Source organism: Pontibacter korlensis (assembly GCF_000973725.1).
GTDB classification, from domain to species: domain Bacteria; phylum Bacteroidota; class Bacteroidia; order Cytophagales; family Hymenobacteraceae; genus Pontibacter; species Pontibacter korlensis.
In genome coordinates this window covers 4,662,710-4,683,496 of the sequence record NZ_CP009621.1, presented here as the reverse complement: position 1 = coordinate 4,683,496, position 20,787 = coordinate 4,662,710, and the positions used below count along the sequence as shown (strand labels likewise).

The window sequence follows — 20,787 nt, the reverse complement described above, 5'->3', positions numbered from 1 at the left end:
GTTTAAAGTAGAAAGTGTAGGAATCAGGCCTAAATTAAGCTTTCCTGAATCATAGTATCACCAAAGAAGCGTGCCGGTATCCCTGCGATACCGGCACGCTTTTGTTTTATAGACGGATAAGGCAGGTGCTGCAGTACGATCACTTACTATAATGTGCTGCAGGAGTAGTTTAAGATACGTGTTTAACCACTGATATCTTTATAACATTAGCTAGCTGTAGTCAAACCTATCACTAGTACTAGGTATTCTTATGCAGAAATTTTGCGGGAGCTCTGGCTTGCTATACTTTTGGCTTATATAGATTAATTCTAAATAAGCGATATATGGAGATATTTACTTCTGATCCCTCCCGGAATATACTAAAAGGGCTGCTAACCTTTTTTATTATTCTTCTCAATTTACAAGTAGCCTATGCACAAACTGGTGCTGTTACAGGTCATGTTCAAACTACCGACGGTGAGCCGGCTGTTGGGGTATCTATCGGTCTCAAAGGAACAAACCTGGGAGCTAATACTAACTCCGAAGGTAACTATACCATCGCTAAGATTAAGCCTGGTACATATGTCCTGCATGTGCAGATGCTGGGGGTAGAGCCTCAGGAACAAAACATAGTAGTTACCGCTAACAGTAAGGCAGCAGCCAACTTCACACTAAGCGAGAGTGCGGCCCGCATTCAGGAAGTTGTGGTGACTGCACAGCGAGACAAATATAACGCCACGCTTCCATCAGAATCACTGCGCTTGCAGACCCGCCTGCTGGAGGTGCCGCAAAACATACAGGTCATAACGGGCACGGTGCTGCAAGACCAGCAGGTGTTTGATATGCTGGAGGGAGTGTCGCGCAACGTAAGTGGCGTAACCATGCAGGAGCATTGGGGCAACTATACCCGCATGAACATGCGCGGTGCAAGAGTGGCGCCTTTCCGCAATGGCATGAACGTGGAATCGACCTGGGGGCCGCTTTCAGAAGATATGTCCTTTGTGGAGCGCATTGAGTTTGTGAAAGGACCTGCCGGATTTATGTTGGCCAACGGTGATCCTGCCGGTTTTTACAATGTGGTTACCAAAAAGCCTACAGGAGTGCCAGGCAAGGAAGTAACCCTGACGCTGGGTAGCTTTGACACTTACCGTGCCACAGCCGACTTGGATGGCAAAGTAACCAGAGATGGAAAGCTGCTGTACCGCCTGAACCTGATGGGGCAGAAGAAGGAATCGTGGCGGGACTTTGAGTACAACGATCGTTACTCCATTGCACCGGTGCTAAAGTATAACTTCAGCGACAGAACATCACTCACAGCAGAGTATACTTACCAGTTTTCCCGCATGTCGGCCATCGGCTCGGCCTATGTCTTTTCAGCACGCGATTACGCAGACCTGCCGCGTAGCTTCACCATTGCAGACCCGAACCTGGAGCCATCAGACATGAAAGACCACAGCGGCTTCCTGTTGTTTGAGCATGCCTTCAGCGATAAGTGGAAACTAACAGCCCAGACAGCTTACTTCCATTACAACCAGGTGGGTAGTTCCCTTTGGCTGGCAGGCGTAGATGCCGCAGGCGATATGCAGCGCACGCTTAGCAGCTGGGATGCCCGTAACATAAGCAAGTTTGGGCAAGTGTTTGTAAACGGTGAAGTAAAGACTGGTCCTGTCACGCACCGCATACTAGGTGGGGCAGACCTGGGGAACAAAGAGTATCTGGCCGATTGGAATCAATACTTTGTGCTGGATCAGAACAGGCCGTTTAATATCTACAATCCAGTGTATGGCCTTGATGAGGGCAGTATACCGGTGATAGATCGCAGTAAGTCGCTTGAAGACCGTGCCGGAGGCAACATACTGGGGCAAAAGTACGGAGCCCTATACTTGCAGGATGAACTTGCATTCTTAAATGACAGGTTGCGCCTGACCCTGGCAGGACGTTACACGAAATCTGAAACAAACCAGTATACCACCATCATCAAGAACGAGAAGTTTACTCCCCGTGTAGGTTTAAGTGCCACGCTTGATAAAAATACCTCTGTCTACGCGCTGTACGATCAGTCTTTTATTCCGCAGAATGGGCGTTTGGCAGATGATGAGAAAGTGAAGCCTATCACCGGAAATAACACAGAGGTTGGATTTAAGCGGGATTGGTTTGGCGGCAGATGGAACTCCACTGTTTCGGCTTACCAGATTACCAAAAACAACCAGTTGGTAGCTGACCCTAACGACCCTACTCAAACACTATCCCTGCAGTTGGGCCAAACCCAAACCCAGGGTATAGAGGTGGACGTGCGCGGAGAGGTAGTGCCAAACCTGGGGCTGGTGTTTAACTACGCCTTTACCAACTCTGAAATAACAGAAGACACAGACCCTGTTAAAATCGGAACAAAAGTGCCTGGTTATGCCAAGCACATCACCAACGCCTGGCTTTCTTACCGGCAGCCAAAAGGCTTGCTGAAAGGTGCAGGGGTATCCTTAGGCTACCAGTGGCAACTTGAGCGCTTCCCTTGGTTTGTGAGCGAAAACCCTGAAAGCCTCCTACCTGACTACTTCCGCCTGGATGGAGCTGTTTCTTACCAGTTCAGAAAAGTGAGCCTGGCCCTGAATGTAAACAACATACTGGATGAGTACCTGTACTCCGGCTCTCCTTACGACTTTAACTATGATGGCAGCAGCGACGGCTATTACTGGCAAACAGAGGCTCCTCGCCAGTACCGTGTAAGTGTAGGATATAAGTTTTAAAGCATGAAGATTAGAAAATTGGTTGGTAAAGTACACCTATGGCTCGGATTTGCATCCGGGCTGTTGGTGTTGTTTCTGGGAATTACAGGCTGTATGCTGGCTTACCAGCGTGAAATAGAGTACGCCACCCAGCCCTATCATTTTGTAGCGCATCAGAACGAGGAGAAGCTGCCCCCATCCAAGCTGAGGGAAATAGCGGACGCACAGCTACCAGGTAAGATGGCACACAGTGTGAGCTATGAGCAGGGGAAAGCCTCTAAAGTGGTATACTTCAGTTTTGAACCGGAGTACTACTTCACGGTCTTCCTGAATCCGTACACTGGTGATGTGATCAAGGTAAAAGATATGGATAAGGATTTTTTCCGGATCCTGATCATGGGGCACTATTACCTGTGGTTACCACCTGAGGTGGGGCAGCCGATTGTTGCCTCCGGCACATTAGTGTTTGTGCTGATGCTGCTGACGGGGCTTATACTTTGGTGGCCTAAAAACAAAGCTGCCCGCAAACAACGCTTCTCAGTTAAATGGGGTGCCAGGTGGAGACGCGTAAACTACGACATGCACAATGTACTGGGTTTCTACATGACCTGGGTTGCCATCTTTATCGGGCTTACTGGCTTGATAATGGGATTTCAGTGGTTCTCTAAATCAGTTTATTGGGCGGCCTCGGGAGGGGAGAGCTTGGTGGAGTTTTATGAGCCCCACTCAGACCCGGCACAGCAGGTAAGCCATACCGATATGCCTGCCATGGATCGGGTCTGGTTAAAGATGCTGGAAGAGCACCAGCAGGTAGGGGGTAGCCTGGAAGTACACGTGCCGCATGATGATGAAGCCTCCATCGAGACAGCCATTAACCCCGACACAGATACTTATTGGCGCGGCGATTATCGGTATTTCGACCAGTACACTTTAGAGGAGATACCTGTTACCCATAGCTTCGGAAGGTTCTCAGAAGCCTCACTAGCAGACAAGATCATCCGCATGAACTACGACATACATGTAGGAGCCATAGGAGGTATAGTTGGTAAAACAATCGCCTTTTTTGCCAGCTTAATTGCAGCTAGTTTACCTGTTACAGGCTTTGCAATCTGGTGGGGAAGGAGAAAGAATAAGGAGACCAAAAAGCCAGAAAGAGTAAGAAAGCTAAAGGTTAACTAGCTGAAAGGTAGCATGTCTTTGATCGCTATATCCTCTGAAAAGGATCTTAGGTCTCAGAACGTACTTTCCAATATTATCGAGATTTAATACTGTTGCAGCTGCTTTGTCGTATATAATGCTTGTTATTTAGATTTAATCTAAATAATTTAGCATTCCAGTCTAGTAAACAGATTTACAGACAACACTCAGCTGCTCATGAATCAGATATCCGTGCTTATAGCCGAAGCTAACCTGCTTATCAGGAAAGGCCTCGTTATGCTGCTGGCAGAGCAGGAAGATATCCAGGTGTTGGGTGAGGTTAATGCAGCCTCAGATTTACTTGAGATTGCCCAGGATTTAAAGCCTGATGTAATCACGATAGATTGTAATGGACCTGAGCATTTTTGCGTGCAGGATGTGATTTCGCTCAGGCAAACAGCGCCCGGGAGTAAAATCTTAGCTATCACCAAAGACCCGGAAAGGCCCGTGGTAATGGAGGCGCTGAAGTATGGAGTTTGTAGCTACATACTGAAGGAGTGCGGTGAGCAGGAACTAATTAATGCAGTAAGAGCAACCGCCAGGGGAGAGAAGTTTATGTGCAGCAAAGTGCTGGAGGTAATTTTGTCAGAAGCAGCTACTCCTGAGCCTGTTGCTGTGGCAACAAACTTAAGCCCCCGCGAAATAGAGATCATACAGCTGATTGCGGCAGGCAAATCTTCCATAGAAATAGCAGATAAGCTTTTCCTGAGCCCGCACACGATTAACTCCCACCGAAAAAACATTCTGCGCAAGCTCAACATTAAATCACCGGCCGAGCTTATTGTAAAAGCCTTGGACCTTGGTATAGTAAAGCTGCACTAGCCAGTGCTGTAGCAACCCCAGCCTTACACTTTACGTCACCCTTGGAGCTTTAATTTACAGTTGGCATGTAGCAAGAGGTTCTTACCAACTGTAAGTAAGCTTTGTGTCGAAGCGGCCGTCGGTTATTGTTATCGTTTTAGCTGCATCATTATAATGCCCAAGCCTGCCTTCGAAAGTGCCGGACACCACGTGGTTAACCGTATCGAGGCGCGTAACCCGCAGCGTCATTTCTGAATCAGGGGCACCAGTATGGTAAAAATTGTTTTTTAAGGAGTCTATCACCAGGCTGGTGTGGTCCTCATGGGCATCTGTTAACGTATAGGTGCCGGGCTTGCTTACCTGGTAGGCAGTAAGTGTGAACAGCTGCGAGATGTTCTTACTCTTATTATTGTAGTAGGCCTGCAATACCAGGGTATAACTTCCGTCTACGTTCTTATGGAGCCTTCCTTCTACTACATTATCTTCACAAACGGACCAATTGCAAATGTCGCCGTGGTTTACCCATATCTTGCCATTGGCTTTAAAGCCCAGGGTATTGCGACCATCCTGGGTAGCAGGCGGCAGGCTTAGCTCAGAATCTTTATCGCAGGAGCTTATACTTGACAGCAGGGTTATACCCAACAGCAGACTTTTGAGGGAGTTGCGCATGGTTTAAGTTGCGTAAAATACAGGCACATTGTAGTGAATCACTAGCCTACTTCACATACTGCTTCTGCTCTGTTTTGCGCAGTTATCTTAGTAGCTGAGCTTATTTAATATGCTGCATAATAAAAGCCTTATGAATAAACACATCATCGCTGCTGTGCATCGCCATGGTTCGTGCCCTTAGCCGTTCCAGCGAAGCCTCAACCTGAGCTTCTTTTATTTGAGCTTCTGCTCTTTGCAAGTCGATAAAGCGTTGGTATAACCTTTCAAACTCAACAGCCATCTTTCTTACAACAACTTTCTCTTCTTCTGTTGCTGGCCTGTTATGGCCGAACCCTACGTAGCCAAATCTGCAGTAACCTTGGGTAATAAATACTCCTTCAGGAAAATCTTCCGGGTAATATCTGGCTTCTGCAGGTATTACTGAAAGGATCTCATGGAATAACTGAAACACCTGGGGAAGTATCTCTTTAGGATACATATGAGTGTTTACCTGGTTTGGACCTCCTTTCTTCCAGTTCTCTACGCTGTCTTTCCAGGCATCTATTGCGTCTATGTCAATTCTCTGCTCTGCCTGCACACGTTGGCCATCTCTTCCCGTTGTTCTAAAGGAGAACTTGTTGTTTTCTGTATCGAAAAGTGTAAGATGGGAGAACACCGGGCAAATGCCTAGAATATCATATTGCTCAAAAAGAACAGACAACACAGCACTTAATTCAAATGTGTTATGCATGCTCAAAGCTCTTGCACGTACTCTTTCCAAAGCAGCTTCTATTTCAAGCTCTCTTTCCATTCCTGTTAACTCTCATTCAAGTTCAGCGATTTTCAATCGAAAGATTTCCCTTTGCTCAATCATAAGAATCTGCTCTTTGAGTCTCACTAAATGGATTGGAACATGATCTTAATAGAAGTTACTCTTCTTTCGCTTCTATTAATCACTACGAAATATAAATATCCAAGTGTGGAAATAAGATAAAATATATAGTTTTTGCTGTACTATACATTGTTTTACTGCCTATGTACAATTTTTAAAGAATCAGTCTCTTCAGTTCTTATTACTACTACTGTTTGGCTGTCACGCAGGGAAGGGAGCACGTGAAGGTAGATGTAGGATTAGTAGAAAGTCACAGTACAGATGGGCTATATGTGCACTTGTCACAATACTACAAAACTGGAGAAAGAAAATGTTTGTGGCTTTGAAGATTATACCTGCATTACGAGATGAAGCTCTGGCGCAATTATCTGTATAAATGACGAGATCGTTTATACCTGATTTTAAAGAAATGAACAGCTGAAAAAATCACTGGTCATACTTTAGGTCACTGTTAGGGGTACCTTCTTTTGGGCTAACTTATTATACTTATTCCGATATTCTACAGGTGTAAGTCCTGTTAGTTTTTTGAAAACTGTCCGGAAAGCTTTCGTGTCAGTGTAGCCAACTTCAAACATTACTTCATTTATGTTCTTTCTACTGGTCTCAATACTACGTTTGGCGGCTTCAATCTTTACGCGTTGCACATACTCAAGCACAGAGTTTTTAGTGGCTTTATGGAAACGGCGCTCGAAGCTGCGGCGGCCAATACAAACTTTTTCAGCTAACTGGTCTACTGTTATTTTGTCATAGTAATTGCTTTCAATGTACTCTTGAGCTGTTTTTATGGCTGCATCGTTATGATCTTTCTGCCCCTGGAACAAAGCAAAGGCAGCTTGGCTATTCCTGTCTATGTCGATGGCAAAATATTTAGAGGCAAGTATGGCCGTCTCGCGGTCTGTGTACTTCTCAACCAAGTGCAGCAGCAGGTTCCAATAAGAACTGGCACCACCACTAGAGTATAAGCGGTTTTCCTCAGTCACTATACTTCCATCTACCACTTCTACATCCGGAAACATTTCCCTGAACTTATTCGCAAAATTCCAGTGGGTAGAACATTTTTTGCCGGACAACAACCCTGTAGAAGCCAACAAAAAAGCACCTACACAAAGCGATGCCACCTCGGCGCCACCGTTATACTGTGACACAATCCAAGGTACCAGATTCTGGTTTGCAGCCACAGCGGTTTCCATATTTCCAGCTAACGCAGGTATTATGATCAGGTTTGTTTGCGTTACTTCTTTCAGAACTTTATCTGGATGAACTGTAAAGAGGCCGTCGTTCAGTTTTATCTCACTTTCATACCCTACAAGCTGTACATCAAAGAGCGGCTGTTTGCCTGCTGCAGCCAAAAACTGGTTAACAGAAGTAAAAAGATAGCGCGGATCTGCAATGGCCTGCATTACTGACAATTCGGGAACTAGGATTGAAACTTTTTTCATAAAGCTATTATACGAATTTACTGTCGCAAAACGCCCACCATTTGTCGTTTTTGCACAAGCTGTTTATCAAATAATCCTGCTAAGTTTGTTCTATCGGTATTCAGGATAATTTCCTTATAATCAATTAAATGCTGTACAATAAAAATTGATATAAACTGTAGTTCAACCTATAACTAAAGATGAGTATGGAAGTCGAAAACAGAACAGCGATTACTATCAAAACTACTGTAGCTGCACCAATAGCAAAAGTATGGAAATGCTGGAGCGATCCACAGCACATCACAAATTGGGCATTCGCTTCTGATGAATGGCACGCCCCATATGCTGACAATGACCTAAAGGAAGGAGGCAAGTTTCAAACAACAATGGCGGCCAAAGATGGCAGTATGAGTTTTGATTTTGAAGGTGTTTATACTTCCATAAAAGACCATGAGTTAATTGAGTACACCATATTGGATGGTAGAAAAGTAAGTGTTGCTTTTACGGATAATGGCAGCACAACTGACATAGTGGAGACTTTTGAGGCAGAAGATACTTTACCGCTGGAAATGCAACAGAGTGGGTGGCAAGCAATATTGGATAATTTTAAAAAGTATACTGAAACATGCGAATAGCTTTAACTGCCGATTTCCTAATATAGGAGGATATAGCTATCGCTTTAGAAGAAGATCAACTTATCTATAATTTAAAGGACGCTCCAAAAAGTTATTAAGTGCTGCTGCTATGTGTCTTCTAAAATGAATTTGAAAGTACATAGCAGCAGCTTAGGTTATACTCTACTAAAGCCAAAAGCCACTACCTGTAGTGGCTTTTGGCTTTAGTAGAGTATGGAATGAACGTTCAAATTAGCTTTTGGTGATAGAAGTACAGAATTTAAACTTTATCTGTCTACAGAGGTTTAGCAACTGTGAACTACTTCCAGCAAGTAGGGGAGTAGTAGTTCACCCCAAATAAGATATTGATTTCTAACAGGTAGAAAAGCCTTCTTTCAGAGGCAATACACCTTAAATAGATTAAAAATATGAATAGAACTGCATTGATTGTAGGTGCAAGCGGTATAACAGGGAGCAACCTGGCTCATGAACTTATCTCACAAGGGTGGACCACCTACGGGTTGGCTCGCAACCCAAATAAAGTTGATGGTATGTATCCTGTTGCTGCTGATTTGCTAGACCCAGAAAGCTTAACAGCAGCCTTGGCTGAGGTTGCTCCAACGCATGTGTTTATCACAAGTTGGATGCGCATGGAAACAGAGGCCGAAAACATCAGGGTGAACGCAGCTATGGTTCGTAACCTGCTGGATGCTTTGGCCCCGAAGAAGTCGGTGCAGCATGTGGCCCTGGTAACAGGCCTGAAGCATTACCTTGGACCTTTCGAGGCATATGCTAAAGAGGGCTTTCTGCCAGAAACGCCCTTGCGCGAGGAGCAGCCCCGGTTAGACATAGAGAACTTTTACTATGCCCAGGAAGATGAGGTGTATGCCGCCGCTGCCCGCGATAACTTTACCTGGAGCATCCATAGACCCCATACAGTTATTGGCAAGGCAGTAGGTAACCAGATGAACCTGGGAACTACCTTAGCGGTCTATGCCAGCATTTGCAAAGAGAGCGGGCGTCCTTTCCGCTGGCCCGGTTCTGAAGCACAATGGAATGGCTTATCTGATGTTACAGATGCGCGGGTGCTGGCCAAGCATCTAGTTTGGGCAGCCACAACTGAGGCGGCACATAACGAAGCTTTTAACGTTGTGAACGGGGAGACCTTTCGATGGAAATGGCTTTGGAAGCGACTGGCAAACTGGTTTGGTGTTGAGTATGTAGGTTTCGACGGCACTATACATCCTTTGGAAACAGAGATGGCCAACGATGGTCCGCTGTGGCAGCAGATTGCTGAGCGGCACAACCTGGTAGAGCCGGATCTTAATCGATTGGCCTCTCCGTGGCATACTGATCTTGACCTGGGGCGCCCGATAGAAGTCATGACTGACATGTCAAAGAGCCGCAAGCTAGGCTTCACTGTATATCAGCAAACGGAAGAGTCGTTTTTCGACCTGTTCGCGCAACTGCAGAAAGATCGGCTGATTCCCTAGAACCTTTATGGCGCTGATCTTAACATCAGATCTCTTGAAGGAAGCTACATAATAATCTACAGCCGTAATAGCCTGTGCTAAGCTTCCAAAACGGAAATCTGATTAGGATACATGATATAGAAGCCGCTCCATTTACTGTGGAGCGGCTTTCTTGTTATAGTAGATTCAAGGACTGCATAATCGTGATCCTCTACCAGGACTTGGCAGTTCTGAGAGATTACGTAGCCGTTTAAAAGGGGTATTCTATTGCTTACCCCGTTATCACTTTACCGCATCACATGTGCCTGTAACGGGTTTGAGGCTTCTACTTCTCTTCCAAACAGCTTGCTCAGGTGAGCCTTATACCGCTGTATGTCCCGTTTTATGTCTGCGTTCTTCTCTACGTCATGAAAGTGAATGCTCTCCAGTGGCTGCATTCCGGTAAAAGCGTTCATCCGGTGAAAACCGAACAGTGGCCCCTCGTCCACAGACTTCTGCATGAAGAACTCTCCAGGCAAGGTAAAAGCTGTTTCGGGAGCATTCCAGGAAGTGGTTAGCATATATTCCTTCCCATGGAGCATGCCCCGGTTCCATAGTTGACAGCAGGATTGTCCGCAGACCTTCCGTCGCTGGGATAGATACCTTTCTGATGACCGGCAGTAAATACTTCGTCGATGTATTTCTTGAAGCCATGTGGTAACTGGAACCACCATACAGGGGTGTGGTAAATGATTACATCAGCCCACGTGAAATTTTCTGCCTCTTCTTCAGGGTCATACTCCTCATTTATGTTGGTTAACCTTACTTCATAGCCTTCTTTATTGGTAAAGTAATCAATCGTTAAAGAAGTAATGGTGGTGTTGAATCGTCCACCAGAATGGCAGAAGATCTGTCCGCTGTTAATTACAAATATCTTTTTCATCTGTCTCACTTTTATTGTGCTACAAAATTACTGGCGGCAGATCTATTTGGAAAATAAGGTAAACTATACCATTGTATCAGTGTAATTATAGATAGCTTGTGGTAAATTTGGAGTGGTTCAGGACCTTTAAGGCCATATATGAGGCAGGTACTCTGACAGGAGCAGCAGAAGCGCTCTATATTTCCCAGCCAGGAGTTAGCTTACACCTGAGCTCTTTAGAGGCCTATGTAGGTTATAAATTATTTGACCGAACCTCCCGTAAAATGGTGCCTACCGAGCGTGGCAAGGTGCTTTACAACTATGTTCTGGAGGCGATCACCAAACTGGAAGCTGCTGAGGAGCTATTCTGTAAAAGCGCAGAAAAGGAGCGGCCCACTATCAGCGTCGGGATGTGTTTCGAGACATTTCAGTTTACATTGGAGCCCTACTTGTCTACACTTCCTTTCAACGTTATCATCAAGTTCGGCGACTACCCTCAGATGCTGGCTGATTTAGATAGTGGCATACTGGATCTTATTATGACACCGCAGAAAGGGGACTACAAAAACCTTACTTATAAACCTTTTTCCAAAGAGAGAATCGTGCTGGTATCCGGAGAAAAAACACCTACACATAAGTTTACGAAACTGGTCAAGCTACATGATCTTGAAGGAATGCAGGACTGGCTATAACAGCAAATTTGGTATGGTACAACAGGGGATATGGAGCATCTCAGGCGGTTCTGGAATCAGAACTTCGGAAAGCGGCCGGATTTCAAACCAAACTATATTGTGCCTAATCTGAGCTCAATTATTCGCTGTATCAGTGGCGGCAAAGGCGTTGCTGTTATACCGGACTTCCTATCTAAGAAGGAGCTGGGCAGCGGTAGCATTGAACTGCTTTGGGAAGGGCACAGCATCATTGAGAACACCCTATACTTTGGCATGCGCAAAAAAAACTATCTATGCTGAAGAGATCAGCATGATAGAGGAAATTCTGGAAAAGGAAATGCGTGCAATAGCGACGTGGTTCGCGTGAAAGGTATACTTGTAGTTCTATCTTTTAGTTGGACCTCATAATAGAAGGGAAAGATAGAGCTGCTGCAGCAGGGTTTGGTAGCCATTAGTGATGATGTTGAGGTGGGGGAGGTGCGGTAAAGTCAATTTATGAATAGCATTTTATTATCTGTTCATCACAGTAGGTGCAATTGGGTATATACAGAGAAGGCTCCTCATCATGAGGAGCCTTCTCTGTTCTCTAACGTCTACTATGCTGACGAGGCGGCTTTGAAATTGATTATGAAATTAATTACTTTCTCATCATTCTGTCAAGCTCCTACTTTAGTTGAGATGGCTAGGACGTGGTGCACCTGCAAATCAAACTACGCCTCTAAGGGTAATAAACATAAAGCAAGGAGTGCTTTTGAATTATATACTTGATGAGCCTGTAGATTCCCCAGTCCTTAACCAAATGAATAATGTGAGGCTTATAGCACTGTTATCTTTTTAGTGATCATGCCCCTTTCTGTCTTAATGTGCAAGGTGTAGAGGCCGGGTTTTGCCGACCTGATCTGCAGTTCCAGCTTTTGCGGCTGTGGGCTATGAACGGTGGTAGTATGGATTAACCTCCCGATTCCATCAAAAATTTCCACAGATTGTACGTCAAAATCGGCGTGCAGCAGGCTAAGGGTGAAGCGACCAGAGTTCGGATTAGGATAAACTTGTATGGCTTCTGCCGGCGTGAGCTCCTCCACCACAAAATCAGCGGTGCTGTAGGCTTTGCCGCCATAGCCAGTTATCTGTACCTTACCGGTGGTGGCACCGCGTGGTACCCTTACTTTATACTTGTTACCAGAGGTATCCAGCACTAAAGCTTCCTGCCCATTGAAAGCGATCTTGTCTTGCAGCCCCATTACACCGAAGTGCTGGCCGCATATTTCCACCACCGTGCCCACACTTCCCTGTGCCGGCTGCATGGCCGTAAACCTCGGCCCCGGAATTACCTCAAACTGCGCAAATGCTGGGCCACCTGGTGTCTCCACTATAAGTCTGTTAGATTCAGCCTGCTCCGGCACCTGTACTACCAGGCGTTGCGGGCTTGCCTCCAGTACCGGGGCTTGCACTAGCGCAAAAAGCACCTTGAGCCGGTCCTTATCCGCTGTAAAGTTTTCGCCCGTGATGGTGAATATGTCTCCCACGATGCCGCTTTCTTTGCTAAGGCTGCTGATGACTGGCTTGTACCAGACGGTATAGGAGGAGGCGCTCTCCACCTGACCTCCTTTGGTGCGGATGGCGAAAGTGCCCGTCACGGCTCCGGAAGGCACCTTTACTGACACTATGTCGCCGCTGTGGTGGACGATTTCGCAGTCGATTTCGCCAAGGGTTACAGCTTCAATCAGCTCCGGTTGCAGGTGCTGCCCGTGCAGGTTTACAATATTGCCTACCATGCCCTCTCCCGGGCTAAAGGAGCTGAGCACCGGCGGCTGGTATACTTCAAAAGTCGCAGTTGTTGTAACCCCACCGTCTGGTGTCACAACCTGCAAGGCACCTGTCGTCGCACCGGCGGGCACCAGCACACGCAGCTCAGAGGCTGTGGCGCTGACTACGGTGGCGGCTTTGCCGTTCAGGTATACGTTGTTGGCGGCGGCATTGGTGGCGAAGCGTTTACCCGTGATTATGACTTCAGTGCCTACCTTACCGACAGCAGGCTCAAAGGCCGCGATAGCCGGTGTGGCCAATACATCCTCCAGGTTTACGCGCACCGCCTCGTCCACTACCGCCGGCATGTCGTAGATGCGGTTTACGGTGACGTTGGTGCGAACTGGAGAGTTATAGTCAAAGAAGATGTCGGCGAAGTTCTCCACGGCGGTCTTCTCGTGCAGGTCTGCCTTTGGTTTGATGCTAAACTGAATATAGCCGTGGCTACCCGGCTCGTTGGAGGTGGAGTCGGGCAACATGATGTTATCAAAAGTCCAGGTAAGTACCGGCCGGCCCTTGCCGCTCACCTCAAAGCGATGTGCATGCGAAGCGGCCCCGACCTGCAGCGTACTCAGGTCCAGGTGCTCGGAGAGCGTGTCTACCACCACCACGCGGTAAGCCACGTCCGTGCCCGTGTTCTGGAAGCGGATCTTATACTTAAGTGCTGTGTTAAAAGGAGTATAGTTTTCGTCTGTCCTGCCCACTGGCGTCACCAGCTTATCGTTCGGATCAAAGGAGTCTGTGATCATCAGGCACTCTTTCGACACCTCGGCCTCCTCGTCATCTGTCGGCATCAGGTTCACAAGGCCAGAGCTCACGGTTGCGCCTGCATTTGCGTCGGTGCAGGCCTCAATGGTCACACTGGCTGTTTTGTTGTCGCCGTTTCCTTCCGGCTGGTGCGCCTCCAGTCGCCAGGTATAGCCCATGGAGGGCACCCACAGCACTATGCTGTCGCCGGCAGCCAGTCGAAACTGCTCCTTGGAGGCCAGCCTGCCATCCCTGAACTTGCCGAACAGCTCGTGTTGCTCCATATCGGCTGTGCCGGAGTTCTTAATTACGAAGCGAATCCTGCCCGAATTGGGATCGCAGCGGCCGGTGATGGTAATAGTTGGTGTTGGTTGAGCAGGTGCGTTGTTTGAGGGTGTTATCCAGGCGCGGGTGCAGACGGTGCGACCTCGCACGCTTTCGTCTCCGCAGGTTACAATGTCTTGGATGGTGATCGTCCCTTGCTGCCCATTCGCCAGGTCGCCCACCTTGAACTCATAGGTGCCGTCGGGTAGGCGGGTATAGGCCTTGTCTGCAGATAATAGCTCCACCTCAGCTGGCAGCTGTACATATACCTTGGCATCGGGTGCAGTAGCAAAACCAGAGTTCACGTAATGTACGGTTGTGGTGCTCTCGAAGCAGCGCCGGCGGCGGGTAGAGGAGACGCTGACGGAGAGGTGGGGGGAGAGGGTGACTTGGTTGGCGAAGAGAACTGAGGTGCTGGCTCCTGCAGTTCCAGATAATTCGACCGTATAACTGCCTTCGCCTGACGGACAGACTTGTCGGATATGTTTCCCGCTCTGCTCCGGTACTATCTGTTTTACGCTATACTCTCCTGGGGGTACAGGCAGGGTAAACTGTCCATAGCTGTTGGTTCGTCCAAAGTATGGGCCCGGAGTGGCCATTACCAAAATATCCTCCAAACCTTCTTCTCCTTCATCCTGCGCGCAGTTCAAATTGCTGTCGGCGTAGATGGTGCCGGTTATCCTGTTGGGTACAGGAGGTGCATCGTTGTTCTGGTAAACCAGAATGTTATTAAAATGGCTATAACCTTTTAAAGCGACCCAGATGGTGCTCCCATCTTTGCTTACTTTAAGGTCAAAGAGACTCGGATTACCTTCTAACTTGTACTTATTAGATATCAGTGCTATTAGCTTCCCAGATTGGCTATATTTTTTTATTATCAGTTTGTCCTCTATCCTGTCTGCAACATAAATGAAGCCCAAGCCATCAACGGCAATGGTAGCATGTCCTGATGGGTGTTTTGTGCTTGGAGTAGTGGCTTCAAATTGCATTACCATTGCACCAGCCTGGTCATATTTCATGACATGATGGTCCTCAACGAAGTAGAAGAAGCCTAATGCGTCGATGCAGATATTATAAATAGGGCTTGTGTAGCCATCAATTGCAAAGACGAAATCGCTTATAAGCTTTCCAGATGAATTAAATTTAAGGCAACGATTATTCTGGATAAGATAAATATTATCCGAGTGATCGAGTAGTATAGTACTAGGAAAAAAGTTGCTGCCCTCCGAGAGGAGGGGTTGCTTTAGTAAGCTAGTAACATACTCCCCGGTAGGCGTAAATTTATGAACTATGCCTTTTTCGTCATCAGCTATAACAAATAGAGCTCCTTGGCTGTCAAATGCAAAGTCCTTGATTAGATAGGGAAAGAAGTCTAATTCTCCGGTTCCTCCGAATGTACGAATGTGGTTGCCGTTGTTATCAAACAGGCTCAGCTTCCCATTTTCGTGGCTGTAATGGTTTCCTGCACCATCAAAGCGCATTGGATGACTAATTGAAACCTTACTCTTGTTGTCAGCGCCTGCGTTACCGAAAGTAAGTATAATATCGAGGTCTGGCGAGAGCTTATGGATTCTGCCTTTCAAGCTGCGAGATGTAAACTCCATGACCCAAAGATTATTATCAGGGTCGGTAGACAATCGTGTATCCGAGCCTGATAACATACCCTCCTCCGATCCTTCTATTAGGTATGTGCCAAGTGTGTCGCCGTTATGGCTGTACTTGGTAATGTAATGTCCATCCTGCCAGGCGGGTGCAGCCGTCAAATAAATGTTGTTTTTTGGATCAAAGGCAACATCTTGTATAAAAGCACCATCTATAAGAAGCTCAGGTGTGCCATCTTGTTTGATGCGCTTAAACCAGTGGACGCCAACGATATTCAAGCTATTGTTAGCATCAATCTTAACCTGGTATGGTTCAAGATAGTTATCGGAGGACGTTTCTAGGCTATCGTATACCTGCAGTATATTTCCTTGACTGTCGAACTTTTGTACACGATAGTTGTCCGCGTCTGCTACGTAAATATTGCCCATTGCATCAAGGTCAATCCCGCGGGGGCTGTTAAACTGACCTGGTTCTTTTCCGCTGCTGCCAAAGCACATCACAAGTTCGCCATCTGTAGTATACTTGCATACTTTGTTTCCACCTTTGGATAAAAAGAAATGGCCTTGGTTATCGGTAGCTATGCCGAAGCCAGCGAAGTTATCGTCTAGAAAAAGCTCTTTCAGTAATTCACCTTCTGAGTTAAATACTTTTACATTGAAAAAGTCTACTACATAAATTTTTCCATCTGGAGCAATGTCAAAATCCATAGGGTCCTGTAATGTAAGACCCTTCAGCTTCGTTCTGGTGTATTCTTGCTCCAGGTCTGCCTGAGCTTGAGTGTTTATGGTAAAAAGAAAAGTAAAGAAAAATAAGAGTAAAGCTGTTCTCATAGGCTAAAAGTGAACGGTGGTAAAAAAAAGTATAGGATGTTCAGTAACAGGGCCTAAAGGTATACATTTTGAGTTAAATATATAGCTGTTAAGTAGTGATTATACCTAGATGTAAAGGAGGATAATGTTCCTCAAAATACTCTCAAAGCAATTCCGCGTTTCCAAGGCATAAGGTATGAACATAAGACTATCCTAAGGTCTTATTTTATTATCCAGTATTTAAGGGTTGCCCTGCTAGCAGTGCTCCTGCAAGTAGCTTTAGAAACATAGTGTCTTACATTCAGTACTGGCTCTTATTCAAATAGGAAGAGACGTCATAGGAAGCGATGGCAACAACCCCCTTTCATTTGCCTTTATCTGCAGCAACATTTCTTTGCCGGCAGTGGCATAGTATAGAGGGGCACGCTGCCAACGGAGGGTTTTACCTGCTTTGGATAGTGAGTATATGGTAGAAAATTCAATTGGAAAATAAGATTATTGGATTAATATAATATTGTTTTGCTTAGATTGACTTGTTATTTATGGTATTGTTTACTGTAAAATCAAACATGCTTGTGTGTTATGTGGCGCTTCTTAGATGCTTTATGGTTATTTGTAAATATAACTTTAGAAAGTAATTGTGCTGGTAAATCGTCTGTGATAGCTTAAATTTGCACAGCTTTCATTAACACCATGACTTTAGAACAGGAATTAGAATCACTGCGGGAGCAGCTGGAGGCAGAGAGAGGGAGAAGAGTAAAGGCAGAGCAGCTCTTGCAGGAGCAGGAAGTAAGGCAGAAGGAATACTACGAAGCCATCTTGAATAGTTTGCCTTCTGACTTGATTGTTTTCGACAAAAATTTCCGGATAACATACGCCAATTCTAGCGATATAAGAAAGGAGCAGTTGCAGAGATGGGAACTGACGGGAGCTGCAAAAGCGGATGAAATCCTGCAGGCGCTATCAGATGAAGTCAGCAATAAGTGGCAGCAGAGCCTGGAGCTGGTGCTTGATAAAAAGCTTTTCGTAGAAACAGAAGATGCTGTAACAGACAGTAATGGGAAGACACGTCTTTTATTGCGTATGTTCAAGCCTTTGTTTAATGCAGAGGGCCATGTAGAGCACATAGTTTCGCATGCTGTAGATGTTACAGAGCTAAGGACAGCACAGCAGAAAGTATCTATGAGTGAAGGGCGGAACTCCGCCATCATGCGGGCCATACCGGATCTCCTGTTTATTGTCAGCAGGGAGGGCGTTTATCTTGAAGTTAGCAATCCCAGTAATATGGCGACCCTGATGCCTCAGGAGCAATTCATTGGAAGGGCTATGGCAGATGTCTTGCCCCCAGCTCTGGCAGAAGAGCTTATCGGTAAAATGGCTATGGTGCTGAACGAAGGTGGCCTTGCATACTTTGAGTATTCAGTGGACACTCCCTCGGGTGTAAAGCACCGGGAAGGTCGCGTAGTTAGATACGAGGAGGACATGGTGCTCTTTATCGTGCGTGATATTACAGATCAGAAGCTGGCCGAGAAGTCGTTAAAGGAAAAGAATGAATTGCTGGGGCAGGTAATGAATACCAGCTCAAACCTCATTTTTGTGAAGGACTCACAGGGTGTTTACACCTTCGCCAATACCTGTTTTGCCCAGCACTTTGGTCATACCCCAGAGGCTATCATGGGTCGCACTGACCAGGAAATCCATGAGCCGAGCGATGAGGTGGCTAACTTCCTAAATAAGGATAAGCTGGTACTCCATAGCATGGAGACCCAGAGTTTTGAAGAGAAGTTCACCAAGCCAAATGGAGAATTTCTGTGGTTGCGAACTGTGAAAAAGCCATTTTTCTTGGGAGCGGGTGAGGTGCATATTCTGGGTATCTCAACCGATATCACCGCCGAGAAGCTGGCAAAGGAAGAGTTGATAAAGAGCGAGGAACTGCACCGGCTGCTTTCTGAGAACTCTAAGGATATAATCTGCCTGCATGATACGGAGGGCACTTACTTATATGTTTCTAAAGCAGTGACGGAGCTTCTGGGGTATACTCCTGAAGAGCTGATTGGCACGTCACCTTATGACATCACGCATCCTGATGATGTAAAAAGTATTCATCGGAAAAGAAAGCAAAAGGCATTGGGTGCCAGAGAGAATTTTGTTGCGCCGTACAGGAAGCGTAAAAAGGACGGTTCTTACGTATGGGTAGAGACAAATATACGTCCTATTTTAAACAAGCACGGGGAGGTAGTACAGCTGCAGTCTTCTACCCGTGACATCACAGGTAGAAGGAAAGCAAATGAGGCGCTGCTCAATAGCCAGAAAAAGTATAAAGACCTGGTAAAGTATAGCCAGGCTTACATCATTAGCCATGATATGCAAGGTCGTATTCTTTCTGTTAATCCTTATTTCATGAAGGACCTCCTTTACACTGAAGAAGAAGTGGTAGGTAAGCCTTTTAGTACATTTTTAGCAGGTGGGCAGGATGCGCAGGTGGAGGTTATGCTACACCACCTCCAGGACGATGTATCGTTTGATAATGTGTTAAAAGTGGAGGGTAAAGAAAAGCAGCTGCGCTACCTGCACTTCTATAGCTATAAAGTAGAGGAGCGGGCCATAGAACCTTATGTCATCGCTATTGGGTACGACCTGACAGAGCGTCTGCTGATGGAGGAAGAACTGAAGCAGGCCAAAGAGGCGGCAGAGGAATCGGCTCGGGTAAAAGAAACTTTCCTGGCCAACATGAGCCATGAGATTCGTACGCCGCTTCACGGTATATTGGGAATGGCAGGCTTGCTCAGCAAAACCCCTCTTAACGATCAACAGCAGAACTACCTGAAAATTATTAAGAGTTCGTCAGATAACCTGCTGGTGGTGATTAACGACATACTCGACATTGAGAAGATAGAGGCAGGGAAAATGCACCTGGAGCAAATTCCATTTTCCGTTTCCGAGGTCGTTGCCGTAGCCTTTGATGCGCAGAAGTATAAAGCCGAAGAAAAAGGATTAAACTATGTGCTCAATCCGTTGCCTGCTACTGGAAGTGTTCTGGTTGGGGACCCGTACCGTTTGCAGCAGGTGCTCCTAAACCTACTAAATAATGCAATAAAATTTACGGATCGTGGAGCAGTAAGTCTTTCCACCCGGGTGCTGGAGGAAACAGATCAGGCGATGACGATCGAATTTATGATTAGCGACACGGGTATAGGTATACCGGCGAACAAGTGGGAGACGATATTTGAAGGATTTACCCAAGCAAGCTCCAGTACAACCCGCAAATACGGCGGCACAGGCCTTGGATTGAACATTTGCAAAAGTCTGGTAGAAATGCAGGGCGGGCGCATTTGGATAGAGAGTGAGGAAAACACAGGCAGCACTTTTCACTTTATACTTAGCTACGCTAAAAGTGTAGGAGTGCCTGAAAGCGAAGAGCAGCAGGAGCTAGATTATAGCAAGCTAAGCCATTTACGTGTATTGCTAACAGAGGACAACGAGATTAACGTACTCTTAGCTGAAATGATACTTTCTGGATGGGGTGCTACAGTAGATGTGGCATTTAACGGGGAAGAGGCAGTGGCCTTGGCAACAAAAAATGAGTATGATGTCGTGCTGATGGATGTGCAGATGCCAATTATGGATGGGGTAGAGGCTACACGAATTATCCGCCAACTACCTGATCCCAACAAGGCAGAGGTGCCCATCATAGCCCTAACGGCAAACGCCATACAAGGTGATGCTGAAAAGTACTTGCAAGTTGGTATGGATGGATATGTGTCAAAACCCTTCGAGGAGGATAAGTTGTTTATGGCTATAAACCGGCTTGTTCATAGAAGGTAGTGCATAGTGGTCGAGGTAATAATTGAAAACCAGAGCTTTGGTTTGGAAATGTGAGCAGTTGCCTAAAAAAGTGTTTGGTAAAGAGAGGAATACAATCTCAGGTAATTTGAAGGAGTGAATCATTGAATTTTAACCACGGGGATGTTGTCACTATGGGCTAATCAATGATTTGCTTTTTATAACATATGACAAAACATTTAAGAAATGTTTCTGTTTATCCTCCTCAATAAAGCGTTCCAAGCAGGCAGAGGTGCTACTGGATTTTTAAAGAGGCTGAATTACATGTAATGCCTCATTCTCCTTTAGCTAACGCACTTATGCTTTGCTTGTTTTAAGCCAAAAATGAATTCCTAATACA

Annotated in this window: 14 protein-coding genes; 8 read left to right on the top strand and 6 right to left on the bottom strand. The window is 46.1% G+C overall.

Features of this window, described 5'->3' with window-relative positions; genetic code table 11:
- Window positions 1-323: 323 nt before the first annotated feature.
- The 3 genes from PKOR_RS20105 (at window position 324) to PKOR_RS20095 (ending at window position 4,721) form a co-directional block, all read left to right on the top strand.
- Complete coding sequence (locus PKOR_RS20105; RefSeq protein WP_046313061.1) at window positions 324-2,723, top strand: TonB-dependent receptor; 2,400 nt, start codon at window positions 324-326, stop codon at window positions 2,721-2,723.
- 3 nt (window positions 2,724-2,726) lie between these two features.
- The gene (locus PKOR_RS20100; protein ID WP_046313059.1) at window positions 2,727-3,881 is read left to right on the top strand and encodes a PepSY-associated TM helix domain-containing protein; all 1,155 of its coding nucleotides are present in this window, start codon (window positions 2,727-2,729) and stop codon (window positions 3,879-3,881) included.
- A 195-nt stretch (window positions 3,882-4,076) separates the two neighbouring features.
- Window positions 4,077-4,721: a LuxR C-terminal-related transcriptional regulator gene (locus PKOR_RS20095; RefSeq protein WP_046313056.1), complete on the top strand. Its 645-nt coding sequence runs from the start codon at window positions 4,077-4,079 to the stop codon at window positions 4,719-4,721.
- Between the two features lie 81 nt (window positions 4,722-4,802).
- Here PKOR_RS20095 and PKOR_RS20090 read toward each other — a convergent pair whose 3' ends face one another.
- The 3 genes from PKOR_RS20090 to PKOR_RS20080 all read right to left on the bottom strand — a co-directional run bounded on the left by PKOR_RS20090 (window position 4,803) and on the right by PKOR_RS20080 (window position 7,679).
- Window positions 4,803-5,369 (bottom strand): Riean_0653 family protein, encoded by a 567-nt coding sequence (locus PKOR_RS20090; protein ID WP_046313054.1) that lies wholly within the window; start codon window positions 5,367-5,369, stop codon window positions 4,803-4,805.
- A gap of 100 nt (window positions 5,370-5,469) precedes the next feature.
- Window positions 5,470-6,159, bottom strand: coding sequence for a hypothetical protein (locus PKOR_RS20085; protein WP_046313052.1), 690 nt, complete (start codon window positions 6,157-6,159; stop codon window positions 5,470-5,472).
- 521 nt (window positions 6,160-6,680) lie between these two features.
- Window positions 6,681-7,679 (bottom strand): GlxA family transcriptional regulator, encoded by a 999-nt coding sequence (locus PKOR_RS20080; RefSeq protein WP_046313050.1) that lies wholly within the window; start codon window positions 7,677-7,679, stop codon window positions 6,681-6,683.
- 185 nt (window positions 7,680-7,864) lie between these two features.
- Here PKOR_RS20080 and PKOR_RS20075 point away from each other — a divergent pair, with 185 nt between their 5' ends.
- Window positions 7,865-8,293 carry an SRPBCC family protein gene (locus tag PKOR_RS20075; RefSeq protein WP_046313048.1) on the top strand — a complete coding sequence of 143 codons (429 nt, stop codon included), beginning with the start codon at window positions 7,865-7,867 and terminating at the stop codon, window positions 8,291-8,293.
- 407 nt (window positions 8,294-8,700) lie between these two features.
- On the top strand, window positions 8,701-9,765 hold the full coding sequence (locus PKOR_RS20070) for an SDR family oxidoreductase (protein WP_046313046.1): 1,065 nt from the start codon (window positions 8,701-8,703) through the stop codon (window positions 9,763-9,765).
- Between the two features lie 266 nt (window positions 9,766-10,031).
- Here the strand turns inward: PKOR_RS20070 and PKOR_RS25890 are convergent, their stop codons facing one another.
- Together PKOR_RS25890 and PKOR_RS25885 are read right to left on the bottom strand one after the other, a co-directional pair.
- Window positions 10,032-10,304: an NAD(P)H-dependent oxidoreductase gene (locus tag PKOR_RS25890; RefSeq protein ID WP_262501816.1), complete on the bottom strand. Its 273-nt coding sequence runs from the start codon at window positions 10,302-10,304 to the stop codon at window positions 10,032-10,034.
- A complete protein-coding gene (locus tag PKOR_RS25885; RefSeq protein ID WP_262501875.1) occupies window positions 10,298-10,666 on the bottom strand; it encodes an NAD(P)H-dependent oxidoreductase in 369 nt (122 codons plus the stop codon). The genes PKOR_RS25890 and PKOR_RS25885 overlap by 7 nt, the downstream gene beginning before the upstream one ends.
- Before the next feature lie 98 nt (window positions 10,667-10,764).
- Between PKOR_RS25885 and PKOR_RS25710 the strand changes: the two genes are divergently transcribed.
- Together PKOR_RS25710 and PKOR_RS25705 are read left to right on the top strand one after the other, a co-directional pair.
- Window positions 10,765-11,337 (top strand): LysR family transcriptional regulator, encoded by a 573-nt coding sequence (locus tag PKOR_RS25710; RefSeq protein WP_235336859.1) that lies wholly within the window; start codon window positions 10,765-10,767, stop codon window positions 11,335-11,337.
- A 30-nt stretch (window positions 11,338-11,367) separates the two neighbouring features.
- On the top strand, window positions 11,368-11,616 hold the full coding sequence (locus PKOR_RS25705; RefSeq protein WP_235336857.1) for a hypothetical protein: 249 nt from the start codon (window positions 11,368-11,370) through the stop codon (window positions 11,614-11,616).
- A 515-nt stretch (window positions 11,617-12,131) separates the two neighbouring features.
- Here the strand turns inward: PKOR_RS25705 and PKOR_RS20055 are convergent.
- A complete protein-coding gene (locus PKOR_RS20055; protein WP_046313045.1) occupies window positions 12,132-16,625 on the bottom strand; it encodes a DUF7619 domain-containing protein in 4,494 nt (1,497 codons plus the stop codon).
- A 672-nt stretch (window positions 16,626-17,297) separates the two neighbouring features.
- Between PKOR_RS20055 and PKOR_RS20050 the strand changes: the two genes are divergently transcribed.
- A complete protein-coding gene (locus tag PKOR_RS20050) occupies window positions 17,298-20,429 on the top strand; it encodes a PAS domain S-box protein (RefSeq protein ID WP_046313042.1) in 3,132 nt (1,043 codons plus the stop codon).
- Window positions 20,430-20,787 lie beyond the last annotated feature (358 nt).